This is a genomic window from Saliniramus fredricksonii, assembly GCF_900094735.1.
In the GTDB taxonomy this organism is placed as follows: Bacteria; Pseudomonadota; Alphaproteobacteria; order Rhizobiales; family Beijerinckiaceae; genus Saliniramus; species Saliniramus fredricksonii.
The window spans coordinates 1,308,783-1,324,622 of sequence record NZ_FMBM01000001.1; the positions used below are offsets into that span (position 1 = coordinate 1,308,783).

The window sequence follows — 15,840 nt, forward strand, 5'->3', positions numbered from 1 at the left end:
GACTTACTCCTCGTTCAGGCGATTTCGCCAAGGCGCTGCACCGCAGTGCGCTGTGTCTCGGCCATGCGCTGGATCATGCCGGAAATGCTGGTATAGGCGCGGCTGACATCCATCATCCGGGTCATTTCCAGCACCGCATTGACGTTCGAGCGCTCGATCATGCCGCTGCGCAGGGCGGCGGTGTCCATGGCCGGCATCGGTTCCTCGTCGGTGACGAAGAGATTCGCGCCGGCATTGCTCAGGCCCTGCGGATTGTCGAAACGCACCAGGCGCAGCTGACCGAACTGGCCTGCATCCGATGCGACCACGCCATCGGGCGAGATCGTCAGATCGGTGGCCTGCGGATCGACCGCGATCGGTCCGCCATCGCCCAGAACCAGAAAGCCGTCGCTGTTGACGAGGCGGCCCTGCGCGTCGAGCTGCATGGCGCCGTTGCGCGTGAAGCGCTCGCCCTGCGGGGTATCGACCACCAGAAAACCATCGCCCTGGATGGCGACATCGAGCGGATTGCCCGTCTGCTCCGTCGCGCCCTGGCTGAGATCGAGCGGCGTATCCGCGTCGATCACATAGGCGAACTCCCGGTCTGCGCGCGGGAACTCCTCCGCGCGGGCATTGGGCATGAGATACTCTTCAAAGACCGACGAACGCGCCTTGAAGCCGTTCGTCGAGACATTGGCCACATTGTTGGCGATGACGTTGATTTCACGCGCCAGCGCCACCTGTCGAGACAGGCCGATGAGAAGCGAATTCTCCATGCGAGCCGCTCCCTTTCCCGTTTTTCCCCGCCGAATCCCCGGCGCTCCCCAGCGCGGTTTCGGCCCGCTTCCCGTCGCAGGGGGCGTGCCAGTTTCCGATTTTCAGAAAAAGCGTTTTATTCTAACGACTTGGTTAATTCACGATTCACCATCACAGCCGGAGGGTTTCGCCGGGGGGCAAAAACAGCCCGGCAGGATTTGCCGCCTTAACGACGCGTTAACCGTATCCGGCGATTGTCGGGATGCGGGTTTGTCCGTGCGCACGCACAGGCACGCCGCGCTGCCGGAGAGTATCGGGGATCACCATGGCCGAGGACACGGATAAGGAGGATGGCGCGGAAGGCGAAGGTGTCGAAAAGCCTTCCAGCCGCAAGCGTCTGATCATCTTCGCCGCTGCCGGCCTCATCGCCCTGGCGCTGGCGGGCGGTGGTGCCTTCTTCTTCCTGGGCGGTGGGGATTCCGCCGACGAGGCGGAAGTCGAACGCCCGGCCATCTTCGTTGACGTGCGCGAGATGACGGTCAATCTCGCCTCGGAGCCGAATCAGGAGCGGCCGCGCTTCCTGCGCTTCTCCGTGGCGCTGGAGGTGGATGATCCCGAACTGGCGAGCGCGCTCGAACCGTTGATGCCGCGCATCGAGGACACGTTCCAGGTCTTCGTCCGGGAACTGCGCCCCAGCGAGATCGAGGGTTCGGCGGGTATCTACCGCCTGCGCGAGGAATTGCTGCGGCGTGTGAACATCGCCGTGCATCCCGCGAAGGTGGACGGGGTGCTGTTCAAGGAAGTCGTCGTGCAATGAGGAGCAAGCGGCATGGCTGACGACGACGATCTCCCCGGCGGCGACGACGACGCGATGGATGACGACTGGGCCGCAGCCCTCGCCGAACAGGGCGCCGGCAGTGGCAGTGAGGATCCTGCGCTCGCCGATGAATGGGGTGCGGCGCTGGCCGAGCAGGGCTCTGCTGCGGCGGCGAGCGACATGGCGGCCGAATGGGCCACCATGATCGACGAGAGCACGGATGACGACAGCCCCGACATGGCTGGCGCCGACCGTATTCTCAACCAGGACGAGATCGACCAGCTGCTCGGCTTCTCGTTGCACGAACTCTCTGCATCAGGTGCCGGCGGCATCCGCGCCATCGTCGATTCGGGCGTCGTTTCCTACGAACGCCTGCCGATGCTGGAGATCATCTTCGACCGGATGGTGCGCCTCCTGTCGACCAGCCTGCGCAACTTCTTCCAGGACAATGTCGAGGTCACCCTCGACAACATCCGCTCCGTGCGCTTCGGCGATTATCTCAATTCGATCCCGCTGCCGGTGCAGCTCGCGGTGTTCCGCGCCGAGGCCTGGGAGAATTCCGGGCTCGTGACGATCGAATCGAACCTGGCCTATTCGACGCTGGACCTGCTGCTCGGCGGCAAGCGCGGCAGCCAGGATACCCGCCTCGACGGGCGCCCCTTCACGACCATCGAGATGCAGCTGGTCAAGCGCATGGTCGAGATCGTGCTGGGCGATCTGCAGGTCTCCTTCGCGCCGATCGCCAATGTCGAATTCGACGTCGACCGGATCGAGACCAATCCGCGCTTTGCCACCATCACCCGCCCGGCCAATGCCGCCATCCTGATCGATCTGAAGCTCGACATGGAAGGCCGTGGCGGGCTTTTGCAGATCCTTTTCCCCTACGCCACGATCGAGCCGATCCGCGATCTTCTGCTGCAGAGCTTCATGGGCGAAAAGCTCGGGCGCGACGCGGTCTGGGAGAGCCATCTTGCCACCGAGATCTGGCAATCGGATTTCGAGGTGAAGGCGGTTCTGCATGAAATGCGTCTTCCGCTCCGTCAGGTGATGAAGCTGGAGGTTGGTGACACGCTCATGTTCGATGCCAGGCCCTCTGATCTGGTCACCCTGCAATGCGGTGACTGGCGCCTCACCCAGGGCCGGGTGGGGCGTTACGAGGACAAGATCGCAGTCCAGATCGCAAGGCCGATGCGGCGTGCGCGAACCACGCTCGCCGCATTCGAGGCGAGTGCGAAGAATCAGAGTGAGGCGTGACGTCCATGGGCTCGATCCTGATGCTCTTTGCGGAAATTCTCGTCGCGGTGTTGCTGGTTGCCACGGTGGCGACCTCGGTGCGGCTGTCGAAGCGCATCGCGAAGCTGCAGGCGGATGAGCAATCGATGCGCAAGACCATCGTCGAGCTGATGAGTGCCACCGAGACCGCCGAGCGCGCCATTATCGGCCTGCGCAATACGCTCGGCGATTGCGAGAAGACTCTGGCCGATCGCCTGCGCACCGCCGAACGCTACGCCTCCGATCTCGCCGAGCAGGTCGAGGCGGGCGAGCAGGTGATGACCCGGATGATGACCATCGTCGATAACGGGCGCGGCCTGCGCGTCCCGCAGGGCGATGCGGTCGGCGAGGCGGCCCAAATCGCCCCGCTGCAGCGGCCGGCCCCGGTTCAGGTTTCCCGTCCGGAACCGCAGCCCGCCCCCTCTCCGATGCCGCCATATCATGCGCCGCCGGCAGCCGCCCCCGCCCCCGTCCCCGCGCCGCCGGTATCGCATCCGCGCCGGATTCCCGATCGGATCAGCGATGCGGCGGAACTCCTCGCCAGGCGCGCCATGGACCGGCTCGAGAATCGGGGTGATGCCGCATGATCAAGCGTCTGCGCCTGATCGATGCAGTTGCGATCGCCGCCGTGGCGCTGCTGGCGCTGAAGGGGCTTGATTACCTGCGTCGTGACGGTGCCGATGCGGGACTGCCGGCCTCCGCGCCGTCCCTGCAGGCGGCTGGCGAGACGGGTGGGATATCCGGTTTCGCGCGCGTGCTTGCCCACGCGCGCAGCGGCTATACGCCCGGGCGGGATACGACCCTGCCGGAAGTCACCGAGACGGGATCCACCGGGGAAGATGACGACGCCGCGCCCGTCGATGCGCTCGCATCACGCGAGCAATCATCCTCTCCCGCCGAGGCGGCAATCCGCGAGCGGCTGGAGCAGCGCCGGCAGAATCTCGAGCATCGCGATGCGGATATCGAATTGCGTGAGGAAATGATTCGCCAGGCCGAGGAACGCCTCGAGGAACGTCTGAGCAAGCTGCGCGAAGCCGAGGATGGCGGGCGCTCCGCCGAGGCCGATGAACGGCGCGAGCAGGAAATGGCCAATCTCGTCGCCATGTATCAGGCAATGCGCCCCAAGGAAGCTGCTCGCATCTTCGACAGGCTCGATCTCGATGTTCTGGTGCCGGTGGTGCTGGAGATGAATCCACGCACCATGGCCGAGATCATGGCCTCCATGTCGGCGGAATCGGCCGAGCGTCTGACCGTTGCGCTCGCCCGGCGCGCCCAGGGCGACGCGCTGCAGACACGCAATGCCGCGGCGCAATCCATGCCGGCGGGCGGGCGGGAATTGCCGGCACTGGACCTGCCGCAGCGCAACTGATCAGCCGCGCGGGTCAGGCATCGGCCTGGGCTTCCTCGTCGAACAGATAAGCCTCGAGCCGTGCGCGCACGTCGGCGGGCATCTGTGCCGATGCGCGGGTCTTCGGATCGAAGAAGACCTCGACGAGATCATAGGTGGCATGCACCGCATCCGTATCGGCATTGAGCATCCGCAAGTGGAAGCTGCAGCTCTTGCCGCCGATCCGGCTGACCACGCCGTCGACCACGATCAGATCACCCGCCGACAATTCCCGCTCGAAGCGCGTCGTCGCCTGCGCGGTGACAGTGTGCACGCCATGGCGCGGGATCATCGTGGCATAGGGCAGTCCGAGCCGTGTCCACATGTGATAGACGGCATCGTCGAAGAAGGGGGCGTAGTGGCGCACATTCATGTGGCCGAAATGGTCGTGATGCCAGGGATGCACCACACCGCGCAGCAATTCGAGGCGCGCGCTCATCGTCGATCTCCCGCTTTGTCGAATCTCTCGTGCGCCGCAACCTGCAGCACCGCTTTTGCAGAGCATCGCGTATCGGGGCATCACAGACAAGCATGATCGGAATGCGCGGCTGTCGCGCGTCATGGGTATCTGCGCGTTCCGGTCTGGGAAACCCTGCCCGTGCCCCGGGCGGGTTGTGGATAGCCGACCAATTGACGATTTTGCACAATAGGGCGACCCTCAAGGGTAATCTGATGAGTGATGACCCGGTGATGGAGCATATGACGACGTACCCGGCTGCAATCTGCAAGGGCCGACCCGTCGGGCAGGGGGAAGGGGGCACGCTCTTGTGCAGCCCGCGCCATTCTCATGCCCGCATGCGCGGTGCGTTTTCGGAGGGTGCAATGGTCAAAAGCCGTCCCGCCGGCCCGCAGCGCATGTGCGCCGCATGAGCGCGGGGAGGGCCGAGGGCGCGCCACTGCGCTTTGCCGATTTCACGCCCGGCGCGTATCTCGGTGAGGCACGTGTGGTGCTGGATCGGGAGCGATTCGCGCGCTGGCGCGCATTGTTTCCGACGGCGGCGCAGGTGCAGGAGGCCCCGCCGGGGCTTTTGGTGGCCCTGTTCATGAACGGCTTCGCGGAGGCCTTCGCGCCTCATCCCGACGGCAATATCCATGCGGGCCAGACACTCGCCTTCACCGGGCGCTCCCTGCGCGCAGGCGAGGGGGCGCGTGTCAGCGTGGTGTGCCGCGAAGCGGAGATAAAGCGCGGGCGCAACCGGGTGCGATTCGAAGCGCGGATGTGCGACGATGCGGGGGGCGAGATCATGTCCGGCGAGATGCTGGTGATCTGGGCTGTGTGAGCCATGTCGGACGATCCGGGGGAGGGCGCCATGCAATGGCCCGCGAATTTGATCGAAGCGCAGCTGCGGGCGAGCCCGGAGGCGATCCGGCTTTATGCGGAGATCACCCGCGATTTCAATCCGCTGCATCTCGATGCCGATTTCGCCGCGCAGACTCCGTTCGGGCGCCCCATCGCCCATGGCACGCTCTCCCTCGCCGTGCTCTGGGAAGCGATCGCGGCGACGTTCGGCCCCGATGCCCGCCCGGCCGCGGCGGAAATGCGCTTTCTGGCCCCCATCGCGGAAGGCGCGCTGATCAGCGCGACGGGCAGCCGCGCAGGCGCGGATGATCCGCTTGCCGCGACCATGCGCTATGATTTCACCGTGAGCGACGCAGCCGGGACGCAGGCGCTCGCGGGGTTTGTGGACATCGCGCGCCATGGCGCCGATGCCGCGTCCTGATACCCACGCAGCCTTGCCGAAAAAACAAGGGCGCGGGCCCTCCCGCGCGGGTTAGCATCATTATCAGATCATTCACGACGCGCGAACCGGGAGCCCTCCATGTCCGATCAAGCCCGACCTGACGCCACCCCGCTCTGGCAGGAAAGCGCCTCGGCGCTTGCACAGCGCATCCGTGCCGGCGAAATCTCCGCGCGCGAGGCGGTGCGTGCGGCGGTGGAGCGGATGCGGGCGGTCAATCCGCAGCTGAACGCGGTGGTCGAGGATCTCGGCGAAGTCGCGATCCAGCGCGCCGACGCGCTCGATTCCGCCCGGGCTGCCGGCGCCACGCCCGGTCCGCTGCACGGGGTGCCGGTCACCATCAAGATCAATGTCGACCAGCGCGGCCACGCCACCAGCAACGGGCTGCCTGTGCTCAAGGATGCGATCGCTGCGGATGACGCGCCGATCGTGCGCAATCTGCTCGATGCGGGCGCGGTGGTGATCGGACGCACCAACACGCCGGAATTCTCGTTTCGCGCCGAGACCGACAACCCGCTCTTCGGGCGCACGCGCAACCCCTGGGGCGATCACGTCTCCGCCGGCGGCTCCTCCGGCGGTGCCGGCTCCGCCGTGATGGCGGGGATCGGTGCGCTGGGCCATGGCAACGATATCGGCGGCAGCCTGCGCTTCCCCGCAGCCGCGAACGGCGCGGTCACGGTCAAGCCGGGAATGGGGCGCGTGCCGGCCTGGAATCCGAGCCAGAAGGCGGAGCGCGGCATGCTCGCCCAGGCGATGTCGGTCCAGGGCGTGGTCACGCGCAACGCCGCCGACCAGGCGCTGGCCCTGCCGGTTCTGTTTCGCGCCGATCCGCGCGACCCGTTCCACGTGCCGCTGCCCTATGCCGGCGAGACGCTCGATGGCCCGATTCGCGTGGCCCATGTCACCGAGACCTATGATTTTCCGATGCATCCCGATGTGGCGCGCGCGCTCGATGCGGCGCGCGCGGCCCTCACTGATGCAGGCTATATCGTCGAGGAGGCCGAGCCGCCGCTCCTGCGCGAGGCCGCCGTGACCGGTTATCGCGCCCTCATGGGCGAAGTCGCGGCGCTGATGGGGCCCGATATCGAAGCGCATGGCTCGCCGACCCTCAAGGCGATCTTCGCCGAGTATTTCGAGCAGTTCCCGCCCTTTGAGGGTGCCGAGCAACTCAAGGCCATGGCTGATCGCACCCGTTTCGCGCGGGCCTGGTCGGTCTTCCTGGAGCAGTATCCGCTGGTTCTGACGCCTTTCCTGCCGCATCCCTTCTTCCGCCCCAACCGCGATGCGGAAGGCCCCGAGGGTGTGCGCGAGGCGCTCGGTGCAGGTTATTACTCCTTCGCCATGAATTTCATGGGGCTGCCCGCCGGCAACATGCCCACGCGACTCGCGACGCTGCCGCAGGGCCCGCAGCCCATCGGCGTGCAGATCGTGGGGCGGCGCTGGCGCGAGGATCTCATCGTCGCGGCGATGCAGGCGATCGAGACGCGGATCGGCACGATGGACCGGCTGCTGTGGAAGCGCATGGCAGGCGTGTGACGTCTCAGCCGCTGTTCTCTCGCAAACGTCCGAGATCCTCCAGATACGAGGCCTCTTCCCGCGCGGTCCTGATCGCCCTGCGGTCGAGCTGCGCGACGAGCATTTCCGGCGCCTCCCCCGCCACGGCCAGCATGCCGCCATCCGGACCGCAGATGCAGGATTTGCCCACGAATGCGCGTTCGTGCTCGCGCCCGGTGCGGTTGGCATAGGCGACGAAGATCTGGTTTTCGAGGGCGCGCGCGGCGGGCAGCAACTCGGCAATGCGTCCATGTGGCGCCATCAGCGCGGTGGGCGTCACCACGAGATCAGTCCGTGCTTCGGCTTCCGCACGGATCAGTTCGGGAAATTCGAGATCATAGCAGATGGCGAGCCCGACGCGAAAGCCGCCGCAATCGAAGCGCAGAGGCAGCGTTCCGGGCTCGAAAGTCGCCCGCTCCCAGGCACCGAACAGGGCGCGCTTGTGATAGGCCCCGACCTGCCGCCCGCGCGTATCGAAGACGATGGCCGCATTGACCAGCGCCCGCTCCCACACGCGATGCGTCCCCATCACCACCATGATCCCGGCATCGGCGATGACGCGCCCCAGCCGATCGAGCGCCGCATCGACCCCGGCGAGATCGGCGGCGCGCAGGCCGGGGCGGTAATAGCCCGTGAGATAACCTTCTGGAAAGACGAGGAGATCCGCGCCCGCCTTGGCGGCATCAGCGATGATCACGGCGATATCGGAGAGTTCGTCGAGACCCGCATCGGCGTGGCGTGCGCCCTGCCAGAGCGCGAGGGTGAGCGTCTTGCGCAGCATTTCTAGCGTTCTCCCGAACGGTCGGAGCCCATCAGGCGCGGCAGGTCGCCATAGCGTCCGATCAGGCCGAAGACGATGATTGCGAGTGCCACGAACAGAACCGCGACCACCCCCATGATCGGCGTATAGCCGTAGCGCAGGCTGTTGAAGATCTTGATCGGCAGGGTCTCGACGGTGAAACCCGCCACCATGTAGGCGACGATATACTCGTTCAGCGAGAGCACGAAGGCGAAGGCGAAGCCGGAGATGATATAGGGTGTGATCAGCGGCAAAATGACGCCGCGCAGGATCTGTCCGCGCGTGGCCCCCATGGTGCGCGCGGCTTCCACCAGCGCCATGTCGATGCTGCGCAGCCCGAGCGATATCGTCACCACCGGCAGCGTGACCAGAAAGATCGCATGGGAGATGATCGTGGCGAGCATCTGCCCGTACATCCCCACCGACACCCAGAAGACGAGGAATCCCAGAGCCGTGATCACCGGCGGCAGCATGAAGGGGGCGACGCCCAATGTGTGCAGCGCTCGCCCGAGCCAGTTGCCGCGCGACCAGACGTACAGAGCCAGCGGCAGTGCGATCGCCACAGAGAGCGCGGCGGCGCAGGAGGCGATGATCAGCGAATGCCGCAGCGGCTCCAGCCAGTCACCCTCCCGGAACAGGGCCCCGTACCAGCGCAGCGAGAGCCCTTCGGGCGGAAAGCGCAGGCTGCGGCCCTCGTTCAGCGAGATCCCCGTCACCACGATGATCGGCAGGGCGAGCAGGAAGAGAATGAAGCAGACATAGAACAGCCTGAGTCCGTGCGTCATCGCCGCCCCCCGTTCTCACGCCCCAGAAGCAACGTCAGCCCCACAAGCAGAAGCGCGACCAGCAGGAGCACGATCGCCATTGCCGCCGCGAAGGGCAGGTTCGACTGGAAGATCGCCTGGTCGGTGATGTGGACCGACAAGGTCCAGTGGTTCGGACGTCCGAGCACCTGCGGCAGCAGATAGGCACCCAGGGTAAAGACGAAGACGAGGATCGCCGCGCCGAGCACGGGCGCGCGCATCAGCGGCACCGTCACCGTGAAGAAGATGCGCAAGGGGCCCGCCCCCATCATCCGCGCCGCATCGCGCAATTCAGGATCGAGCCGCGAAACCGGCGGGTAGAGCACCAGCACCGCATAGGGAAAGGCGAGGTAGCAAAGCCCCGTCATCAGCGCGAACAGCCCCGGCGTATAGGAGCGCGGCCCGTCGATCAGCCCGAGCGCGGCGAAGAGATTGCCGATCCCGGCCGTGCGCGACAGGAGCGTCGAGATCGAGAAGCCGATGATCACTTCCGAGAGCGACAGCACGGCGAGCAACGCCACCAGCACCAGCGTCTGCACCCGGTGGCGCATGCCCGCGAGAAAGACCGTGAAGGGAAAGGCGAGCACGATGCAGATGACGGCCGCGCCGGCGGAGAGCGCCACCGAGGTATAGAGGATGCGCCCGAAGAACGGGGAGAGCAGCCGCTCATAGCTCGTCCATTCGAATCCCGGCTCGAAGAACCCGCCCGGCACCCGGTGCGCCACGCTCACCGAAAGCATGATGGCGAAGGGAATGAGGAAGAGAACGCCGAGCGTGATCGCGGGAACAAGGCCGAACCAGCCCGGCACGGCCTTCTCGGAAACGCTGCTCGCGGGCACTTCATGAACCGCGTTCCCGCTCATGATGCCGGCGCCTCCGGCGGCGCAAGAACGACGATACCGCCCGGCGCCGGTGCGAGGCGCAGAGCATCGCCGATCGCGACGGCGGGACGTTCGCGGGGAGCGAAGACCGCCTGCAGCCGCGTCTCGCCGAAATCCAGCGCGATCTGCACGCTCTCGCCGAGATCGCGGATGAAGGCGACGCGTGCCGTGATCGGCCCCTGCGGATCAGGCCGCAGATCCTCCGGGCGGATCGAGAGCATGGCCGGGCCGGGTCTGGTCTTGACGCGGTCCTGCGGATCGAGCGCGAGCCGCGTGCCGCCGAGATCGACGCTGCCGTCCGATTCCAGCGTACAGGGCAGCAGGTTCGACTGGCCGATGAAGCCGGCGACGAAGGCGTTGGCCGGGTCGCGATAGATCTCCATCGGCGCGCCGGCCTGCTGCACCTTCCCCTCATTCATCACGATCACCAGATCCGCCATGGTCAGGGCTTCCTTCTGATCATGGGTGACGACGAGGGTGGTGACGCCGAGGCGCTGTTGCAGCTGGCGCAGTTCCACCTGCATGTGCTCGCGCAGATTGGCATCGAGGGCCGAGAGCGGCTCATCGAGCAGGAAGACCTTCGGATCGATGGCGAGGCCACGCGCGATGGCCACACGCTGGCGCTGTCCCCCGGACAATTGATGGATGCGCCGCGCACCGAGCCCCGGCAATTGCACGAGTTCGAGCAACGCCGCCACCCGGTCCATCCGCGCGCGCCGTCCATGCCCCCTGATCGCCAGCGGATAGGCGATGTTGTCGGCGACATCGAGATGCGGGAAGAGCGCGAGCGACTGGAAGACCATGCCGAAATCGCGGCGGTTCGAGGCCAGTGTCGTGATCTCGCGCCCGCCCGCATGCAGGCTCCCGCCGCTCGGCTCCTCGAGCCCGGCGATCAGCCGCAACAGGGTCGTCTTGCCGCAGCCGGACGGGCCGAGCAGGCAGACGAAACAGCCGGCGGGGATTTCGATTGAGACGTCGTCGACAGCGGCGAGGCTGCCGAAACGCTTGCTCATGCCCCGAAGTGACAAAGCCGTCATGCGCTTTTCCGGAAACGGGGCCGGCCCGGAAGCCGGCCCCCCTGACAGAGATCGGGCGGTCATGCGGATGCGATGACGCGGCTCAGCCCGTGATCATCTCCGACCATTGCTGATTCACCCAGTCCGCGCGCTCCACGTAGAGATCGTAATAGGGCAGGATCGGCGTGCGATCGGAGGCGACGGCGTTGAATTCCTCATCCGTCAGATCGGTCAGTTCCCGTGCCACGGTCGGCGCGGTGCCGACGAAGCGCGCGAGCTTGGCCTGGATCTCCGGTCGGGCCATGTAATCGATGAAGATCTGGGCGCGATCAATCGCGTCGGATGCGCTGGAAACCACCCAGGAGCCGGAATCGAGCACGGCACCTTCCTCCGGGAAGGTCGAACGCACGGGCTGGCCGTCGGCGGCGGCGAGGCCGGTCACGTCATGGTAGTACTGCCCCATGGGAATCTCGCCGGATTCCAGCGCCTGCTGGAACTGGCCTTCATCGCGATACCACAGGCGCACATTGTCGCGCACTTCCGAGAGCTTCTCGAGCACCTGCATGACGCCGTCCTCGTCGGCGAGGATCTCCGTGCCGCCGAAATGGGTCGTCGCGGTAATCTCCAGAAGGAAGGAGTTGGAGGCAAGCGCCAGCAGGCCGAGGCGGTCGCGATTGGCGGGATCCCACAGGGCCTGCCAGGAGGTCGGAGGCTCGGGATAGATATCGGTATTGGTCACCAGCGTGATGTACCAGCTCACCGCGCCGGTGCCGTAGAAGCGCCCGTCATCATAGGCATGGACAAAATGCTCGGGCAGGTTGGCGCGGTTGGGCACCGCATCCGGGTCGAGTTCGGCCCACAAACCGGCGCTCTGGCCGCGAATGCGCGCCACCTGCGCCATCATCGAGACATCCGCCGGCGCCTGGCCCGCGCGGGCGGCCTGTTGCAGCTGCACCAGCCAGGCCTCGCCCGTCGGCTGGCCGATCGATTCAACCTCGATCCCGGTCTCCGCCGTGAAATCGGGGAAGATATGGGCGTCGAAACTGTCCTGGAAGTAGCCGCCATAGGTGCCGATCTTGAGCGGTGCCGATTGCGCCCGCAGGATCGCCGGTGCGGCCATCAGGCTGATGCCGGTGGCCGCGCCGCCGATCAGAAAACTGCGTCTTCTCATGGTAATGCTCCCTGTCCGTGCACGGATTTCCCGACCTCGCCGGCTTTTTTTCTCCGCGCCGCCCCTCATGGATTGATACCGCCGCCGGATTGCCCCGCGGCACCTTGCGTGATTGAACACGCCGAGGGCAGGCTTAGCAAGATGCAGGCCGCTTCGCATGGGTGCGTCATCACGCAGGTGCGATATGCGGCTTCGCAATGCGGCGAGCGGGAGAGGGGCAATGCGCGAACTGATCATCGACGACGTCGACAGCGGGACCAGCCGCCTCGGCAGGGCCTGGCGGCTGGTCGGCGATACGGTCATGGGCGGTGTCTCGCGCGGCACGCTGACGCAGGAGACCGTGGCCGGGCGCGCAGCACGGCGCATGCGCGGCAGCGTGAGCCTCGAAAACAACGGCGGCTTCCTGCAGATGGCCCTCGATCTCGCACCCGATGGCGAGGTTTTCGACGCGTCCGGCATGGCGGGTCTTGGTCTGACGGTTTGCGGCAATGGCGAGGACTACAATGTCCACCTGCGCACCCGCGATCTCGACCGGCCATGGCAATCCTTCCGCGCGCGCTTTCATGCAGGCCCTGAATGGCGGCAGGTCACCTTGCCGTTTTCCGCTTTTACCGCCCATCGCACCGAGGCGCCGTTGCGGCTGGAGCGGCTGCACAGGATCGGACTCGTCGCCATCGGGCGCGCCTTCGAGGCTGATCTCGCCATCGCCCGGCTGGTCTTCTTCTGTGCTGATGATGCCGCATGAGGGTGCGATTGCGCGCCTTCCCCCTTGCCCTCGCGCGGCCGCCCGGCCAAGATCGGATGTCGAAGCTGTTGCGGCGTGCGGGTAAGACATGTCGATACTGCCGCAGCCGGAGGCGATGTCGACTGGGGCGAAGACGGGGGACGTATTTTGGATTGGGACAAGGTCCGCATCTTCTTCACGGTGGCGGAGGCCGGCTCGTTCACGCGCGCCGGTGAGGATCTCGGCCTGAGTCAATCCGCCGTGAGCCGCCAGATCAGCGCGCTGGAGCGGGAATTGCACGCGCCGCTGTTCCACCGGCATGCGCGCGGCCTGCTCCTGACAGAGCAGGGTGACCTTCTGTTTCGCGCTGCCCGTGACATGAAAATGCGGCTGGAGAGCACCCGGGCGCGGCTCTCCGAGACCAGCGAGCGCCCCTCCGGCACGCTGAAGGTGACCACGACGGTGGGGCTTGGCTCGCTCTGGCTGACCCAGCGCATCCCTGAATTCATGGATCTCTACCCGGATATCAGCGTCGAGATGCTGCTCTCCAACGAAGAGCTCGATCTCGCCATGCGCGAGGCGGATGTAGCGATCCGGCTGCGTCAGCCGACACAGCCGGACCTGATCCAGCGCCGGCTCTTCACGGTGCATTTCCACGTCTACGCCTCGCCCGACTATATCAAGCGCTTCGGTGAGCCAAAGGCGCTGGAGGAGCTCGACGATCACCGCCTGCTCGCCTTCGGCGGCGATCAGCCCTCCTATCTGCTGGGTGTGCACTGGCTCGCCACGGCAGGGCGCGATCTGCGCAATCCGCGTCCCTATCGCTGCGTGATCAACAATATCAGCGGCCTGAAGACGGCGGTGGAGAACGGGGCGGGAATCGCCGTCCTGCCCGATTACGTCACCGATCAGAACAACCAGCTGGTCCAGGTTCTGCGTGATATCGAGATGCCGGCATTGGAATCCTACCTCGTCTACGCCGAGGAGATGCGTTCCGTGGCCCGTGTTCAGGTTTTTCGCGACTTCCTCGTCTCGAAGGCGCAGCGCTGGACCTATTGAGCGGGGACGCTGCGACATCGGCCGGATTGTGTACGATTTTCCTGCAAAGCGCCGTTGCACGAACGCAAGAGCGCATCGGCAGCTTGCATGATCATTGCGTAGGATCCGAAAAAGTCGCAAGATCATTTCTTCGTCCCGCAATGCCGGCATGTCGCAGCAGCTCATGGCGTAAATGTGACCAAGACATGCGCAGCGTGCATATCTGTTGCGCGACCCGGTGCATTGCAAAAAGGCAGGCTGCGCGTCATATCACCCGTGGCTGAAGGCAACGGAGCCGCCATTCCTCCCGGCGGTTTTCCGTTTCGGCCGTTCCCCTCTGGAAGGTTTCCGACACTCCCAGTCGAAACCGGACCAACTTTTCAGGCCAGTTCCCCGCGTGGAACTGGCCTTTTTTCTTGAAGGGTCGTGATCGGTTCGCAGGCCGGCTCAGCGCCCCGTAAAGACCGGCTTGCGCTTTTCCCTGAAGGCGGTGACACCCTCCTCGAAATCGTCACTGCGGCCCAGTTTCGCCTGCAGCCGCGCTTCGAGATTGAGTTGGCTCGCCAGATCGTTGTCGAGGCTCTCGCGCACGGCCTGTTTCATCGCCTGCTGCGCAAGCGGCGCGCCGGCGGCGAGGCTCTGCGCGAAGGCGCGCGCATCGGCTGGAAAGCTCTCATCGGGAAAGACCTTGGCCACGAGCCCCATGCGCAGCGCCTCCCCGGCGGAAACCGGCTCGGCGGTGAGCATCAGGGCGAGCGCGCGTCTGGGCCCCACGAGCCGCGGCAGGATCCAGGTCCCGCCCGCATCGGGCAGGAGTGCGATCTTCGCGAAGGCCTGCTGCAAATTCGCCGACTGTGCCGCGATCGCGATGTCGCAGGCGAGCGCGATATTCGCCGCCGCCCCCGCCGCCGGGCCGTTCAGCGCGGCGATGGTGAGTTTGGGATAATCGGCGAGCGTCAGGACGAGGGGATTGTATTCGCGCAGGAGCGTCTCTTCCAGATCGGCGCGCCCGTCCGGGCCGAGCGGCAATTCGGCAGTGAGATCCTGGCCGGCGCAGAAGGCGCGGCCCGCGCCCGTGAGCATGACGACGCGCACCTGCTCGTCCGCAGCGTGTTCGGCAAGCGCTGCGCGCAGCTCTGCGTGCATCTGCGAGGTGAGGGCGTTGAGACGCGCCGGGCGGTTCAGGGTGATGATCGCGACGGCATCCTCGCGGGTGCTGGTGATCACGGGTTCGCTCATCGGTTTTCCTCCGCGCGCGCGGCGTCAGTCATCAGCGCCGCGACATCTTCACGCAGGATGGGCAAAAGTTCGGCTGCGAACCACGGGTTTTTGCGCAGCCAGGCATTGTTGCGCCAGGACGGATGCGGCAGCGGCAGGATACGCGGTTCGCGGGCGCCGGGATAGTAGTCGCGCCAGTTCCGCACGGTTTCGGTCAGGCTCGCGCCCATCGACTTGCCGAGATGGTAGCGCTGGGCATGGATGCCGATGGTCAGGACCAGGGCGATCCGGGGCAGCCGGCTCAGCACCGTCTCACGCCAGGCGGGCGCGCATTCGCGGCGCGGCGGCAGATCCCCGCCCTTGGCATCGTAGCCGGGAAAGCAATGGCCCATCGGCACGATGGCGATGCGGGCGGGATCGTAGAACTGCGCCTCGTCGAGGCCGAGCCAGTCACGCAGCCGCACGCCGGACGGGTCATGGAAGGGCAGGCCGCTGAGATGGGCGCGGTTGCCCGGCGCCTGGCTCGCGATCAGGATGCGTGCGCGCGCATCCGCCTGTATGATCGGGCGCGGATCATGCGGCAGGGGAGGGCCGAACCGGGGCGCATCCCGGCAGATGCGACAGGCGCGCAACTGCCCGATCACCATATCGAGATCGCCGGATTCCGGCATCGGCGCCTTCGCCAT

At 66.1% G+C, this 15,840-nt stretch carries 18 protein-coding genes; 9 read left to right on the top strand and 9 right to left on the bottom strand.

Annotated features, from left to right (window positions below; translation table 11 throughout):
• Nucleotides 1-14: 14 nt before the first annotated feature.
• A complete protein-coding gene (gene flgF, locus GA0071312_RS05955; protein ID WP_074443967.1) occupies nucleotides 15-755 on the bottom strand; it encodes a flagellar basal-body rod protein FlgF in 741 nt (246 codons plus the stop codon).
• Nucleotides 756-1,060: 305 nt separating this feature from the next.
• On the opposite strand from flgF, the gene GA0071312_RS05960 reads away from it, so the two are divergent.
• Genes GA0071312_RS05960 through GA0071312_RS05975 form a run of 4 tightly spaced genes read left to right on the top strand, consistent with a single transcriptional unit; the run spans nucleotide 1,061 to nucleotide 4,193 of the window.
• Nucleotides 1,061-1,552 (top strand): flagellar basal body-associated FliL family protein, encoded by a 492-nt coding sequence (locus tag GA0071312_RS05960; RefSeq protein ID WP_074443968.1) that lies wholly within the window; start codon nucleotides 1,061-1,063, stop codon nucleotides 1,550-1,552.
• Nucleotides 1,553-1,564: 12 nt separating this feature from the next.
• Complete coding sequence (gene fliM / locus GA0071312_RS05965) at nucleotides 1,565-2,806, top strand: flagellar motor switch protein FliM (RefSeq protein WP_074443969.1); 1,242 nt, start codon at nucleotides 1,565-1,567, stop codon at nucleotides 2,804-2,806.
• 5 nt (nucleotides 2,807-2,811) lie between these two features.
• Nucleotides 2,812-3,411 carry a DUF6468 domain-containing protein gene (locus tag GA0071312_RS05970; RefSeq protein ID WP_074443970.1) on the top strand — a complete coding sequence of 200 codons (600 nt, stop codon included), beginning with the start codon at nucleotides 2,812-2,814 and terminating at the stop codon, nucleotides 3,409-3,411.
• Nucleotides 3,408-4,193 carry a MotE family protein gene (locus tag GA0071312_RS05975; protein ID WP_074443971.1) on the top strand — a complete coding sequence of 262 codons (786 nt, stop codon included), beginning with the start codon at nucleotides 3,408-3,410 and terminating at the stop codon, nucleotides 4,191-4,193. The genes GA0071312_RS05970 and GA0071312_RS05975 overlap by 4 nt, the downstream gene beginning before the upstream one ends.
• A gap of 13 nt (nucleotides 4,194-4,206) precedes the next feature.
• On the opposite strand, the gene GA0071312_RS05980 is transcribed toward GA0071312_RS05975, so the two are convergent.
• Nucleotides 4,207-4,650: an acyl-CoA thioesterase gene (locus tag GA0071312_RS05980; RefSeq protein ID WP_074443972.1), complete on the bottom strand. Its 444-nt coding sequence runs from the start codon at nucleotides 4,648-4,650 to the stop codon at nucleotides 4,207-4,209.
• 427 nt (nucleotides 4,651-5,077) lie between these two features.
• On the opposite strand from GA0071312_RS05980, the gene GA0071312_RS05985 reads away from it, so the two are divergent.
• The 3 genes from GA0071312_RS05985 (at nucleotide 5,078) to GA0071312_RS05995 (ending at nucleotide 7,486) form a co-directional block, all read left to right on the top strand.
• The gene (locus tag GA0071312_RS05985) at nucleotides 5,078-5,491 is read left to right on the top strand and encodes a hypothetical protein (RefSeq protein WP_074443973.1); all 414 of its coding nucleotides are present in this window, start codon (nucleotides 5,078-5,080) and stop codon (nucleotides 5,489-5,491) included.
• 3 nt (nucleotides 5,492-5,494) lie between these two features.
• On the top strand, nucleotides 5,495-5,932 hold the full coding sequence (locus tag GA0071312_RS05990; protein ID WP_108721804.1) for a MaoC family dehydratase: 438 nt from the start codon (nucleotides 5,495-5,497) through the stop codon (nucleotides 5,930-5,932).
• Between the two features lie 99 nt (nucleotides 5,933-6,031).
• Nucleotides 6,032-7,486, top strand: coding sequence for an amidase family protein (locus GA0071312_RS05995; RefSeq protein WP_074443974.1), 1,455 nt, complete (start codon nucleotides 6,032-6,034; stop codon nucleotides 7,484-7,486).
• Nucleotides 7,487-7,490: 4 nt separating this feature from the next.
• Here GA0071312_RS05995 and GA0071312_RS06000 read toward each other — a convergent pair whose 3' ends face one another.
• The 5 genes from GA0071312_RS06000 to GA0071312_RS06020 form a co-directional block, all read right to left on the bottom strand.
• Entirely contained in the window at nucleotides 7,491-8,285 is a 795-nt protein-coding gene (locus tag GA0071312_RS06000; protein WP_074443975.1) for a nitrilase-related carbon-nitrogen hydrolase, read from the bottom strand.
• Nucleotides 8,286-8,287: 2 nt separating this feature from the next.
• Nucleotides 8,288-9,088 (bottom strand): ABC transporter permease, encoded by an 801-nt coding sequence (locus GA0071312_RS06005; RefSeq protein WP_074443976.1) that lies wholly within the window; start codon nucleotides 9,086-9,088, stop codon nucleotides 8,288-8,290.
• On the bottom strand, nucleotides 9,085-9,969 hold the full coding sequence (locus tag GA0071312_RS06010) for an ABC transporter permease (RefSeq protein WP_074443977.1): 885 nt from the start codon (nucleotides 9,967-9,969) through the stop codon (nucleotides 9,085-9,087). The genes GA0071312_RS06005 and GA0071312_RS06010 overlap by 4 nt, the downstream gene beginning before the upstream one ends.
• A complete protein-coding gene (locus tag GA0071312_RS06015) occupies nucleotides 9,966-11,024 on the bottom strand; it encodes an ABC transporter ATP-binding protein (protein WP_074443978.1) in 1,059 nt (352 codons plus the stop codon). Before GA0071312_RS06015 ends, GA0071312_RS06010 begins: the two co-directional genes overlap by 4 nt.
• A gap of 82 nt (nucleotides 11,025-11,106) precedes the next feature.
• Nucleotides 11,107-12,174: an ABC transporter substrate-binding protein gene (locus GA0071312_RS06020; RefSeq protein ID WP_074443979.1), complete on the bottom strand. Its 1,068-nt coding sequence runs from the start codon at nucleotides 12,172-12,174 to the stop codon at nucleotides 11,107-11,109.
• A 220-nt stretch (nucleotides 12,175-12,394) separates the two neighbouring features.
• Between GA0071312_RS06020 and GA0071312_RS06025 the strand changes: the two genes are divergently transcribed.
• Complete coding sequence (locus GA0071312_RS06025) at nucleotides 12,395-12,919, top strand: CIA30 family protein (RefSeq protein WP_074443980.1); 525 nt, start codon at nucleotides 12,395-12,397, stop codon at nucleotides 12,917-12,919.
• A 147-nt stretch (nucleotides 12,920-13,066) separates the two neighbouring features.
• On the top strand, nucleotides 13,067-13,957 hold the full coding sequence (locus tag GA0071312_RS06030) for a LysR family transcriptional regulator (RefSeq protein WP_074443981.1): 891 nt from the start codon (nucleotides 13,067-13,069) through the stop codon (nucleotides 13,955-13,957).
• A 426-nt stretch (nucleotides 13,958-14,383) separates the two neighbouring features.
• Here the strand turns inward: GA0071312_RS06030 and GA0071312_RS06035 are convergent, their stop codons facing one another.
• Both GA0071312_RS06035 and GA0071312_RS06040 read right to left on the bottom strand, forming a co-directional pair.
• Nucleotides 14,384-15,175 carry an enoyl-CoA hydratase-related protein gene (locus tag GA0071312_RS06035; protein WP_074443982.1) on the bottom strand — a complete coding sequence of 264 codons (792 nt, stop codon included), beginning with the start codon at nucleotides 15,173-15,175 and terminating at the stop codon, nucleotides 14,384-14,386.
• Nucleotides 15,172-15,840, bottom strand: coding sequence for a uracil-DNA glycosylase family protein (locus GA0071312_RS06040; protein WP_083204341.1), 669 nt, complete (start codon nucleotides 15,838-15,840; stop codon nucleotides 15,172-15,174). Before GA0071312_RS06040 ends, GA0071312_RS06035 begins: the two co-directional genes overlap by 4 nt.

Coding starts and splice junctions, on each gene's coding strand:
- flgF (WP_074443967.1), bottom strand. CDS start 755: ATGGAGAATTCGCTTCTCATCGGCCTGTCTCGACAGGTGGCGCTGGCG.
- GA0071312_RS05960 (WP_074443968.1), top strand. CDS start 1,061: ATGGCCGAGGACACGGATAAGGAGGATGGCGCGGAAGGCGAAGGTGTC.
- fliM (WP_074443969.1), top strand. CDS start 1,565: ATGGCTGACGACGACGATCTCCCCGGCGGCGACGACGACGCGATGGAT.
- GA0071312_RS05970 (WP_074443970.1), top strand. CDS start 2,812: ATGGGCTCGATCCTGATGCTCTTTGCGGAAATTCTCGTCGCGGTGTTG.
- GA0071312_RS05975 (WP_074443971.1), top strand. CDS start 3,408: ATGATCAAGCGTCTGCGCCTGATCGATGCAGTTGCGATCGCCGCCGTG.
- GA0071312_RS05980 (WP_074443972.1), bottom strand. CDS start 4,650: ATGAGCGCGCGCCTCGAATTGCTGCGCGGTGTGGTGCATCCCTGGCAT.
- GA0071312_RS05985 (WP_074443973.1), top strand. CDS start 5,078: ATGAGCGCGGGGAGGGCCGAGGGCGCGCCACTGCGCTTTGCCGATTTC.
- GA0071312_RS05990 (WP_108721804.1), top strand. CDS start 5,495: ATGTCGGACGATCCGGGGGAGGGCGCCATGCAATGGCCCGCGAATTTG.
- GA0071312_RS05995 (WP_074443974.1), top strand. CDS start 6,032: ATGTCCGATCAAGCCCGACCTGACGCCACCCCGCTCTGGCAGGAAAGC.
- GA0071312_RS06000 (WP_074443975.1), bottom strand. CDS start 8,285: ATGCTGCGCAAGACGCTCACCCTCGCGCTCTGGCAGGGCGCACGCCAC.
- GA0071312_RS06005 (WP_074443976.1), bottom strand. CDS start 9,088: ATGACGCACGGACTCAGGCTGTTCTATGTCTGCTTCATTCTCTTCCTG.
- GA0071312_RS06010 (WP_074443977.1), bottom strand. CDS start 9,969: ATGAGCGGGAACGCGGTTCATGAAGTGCCCGCGAGCAGCGTTTCCGAG.
- GA0071312_RS06015 (WP_074443978.1), bottom strand. CDS start 11,024: ATGACGGCTTTGTCACTTCGGGGCATGAGCAAGCGTTTCGGCAGCCTC.
- GA0071312_RS06020 (WP_074443979.1), bottom strand. CDS start 12,174: ATGAGAAGACGCAGTTTTCTGATCGGCGGCGCGGCCACCGGCATCAGC.
- GA0071312_RS06025 (WP_074443980.1), top strand. CDS start 12,395: ATGCGCGAACTGATCATCGACGACGTCGACAGCGGGACCAGCCGCCTC.
- GA0071312_RS06035 (WP_074443982.1), bottom strand. CDS start 15,175: ATGAGCGAACCCGTGATCACCAGCACCCGCGAGGATGCCGTCGCGATC.
- GA0071312_RS06040 (WP_083204341.1), bottom strand. CDS start 15,840: ATGGCGAAGGCGCCGATGCCGGAATCCGGCGATCTCGATATGGTGATC.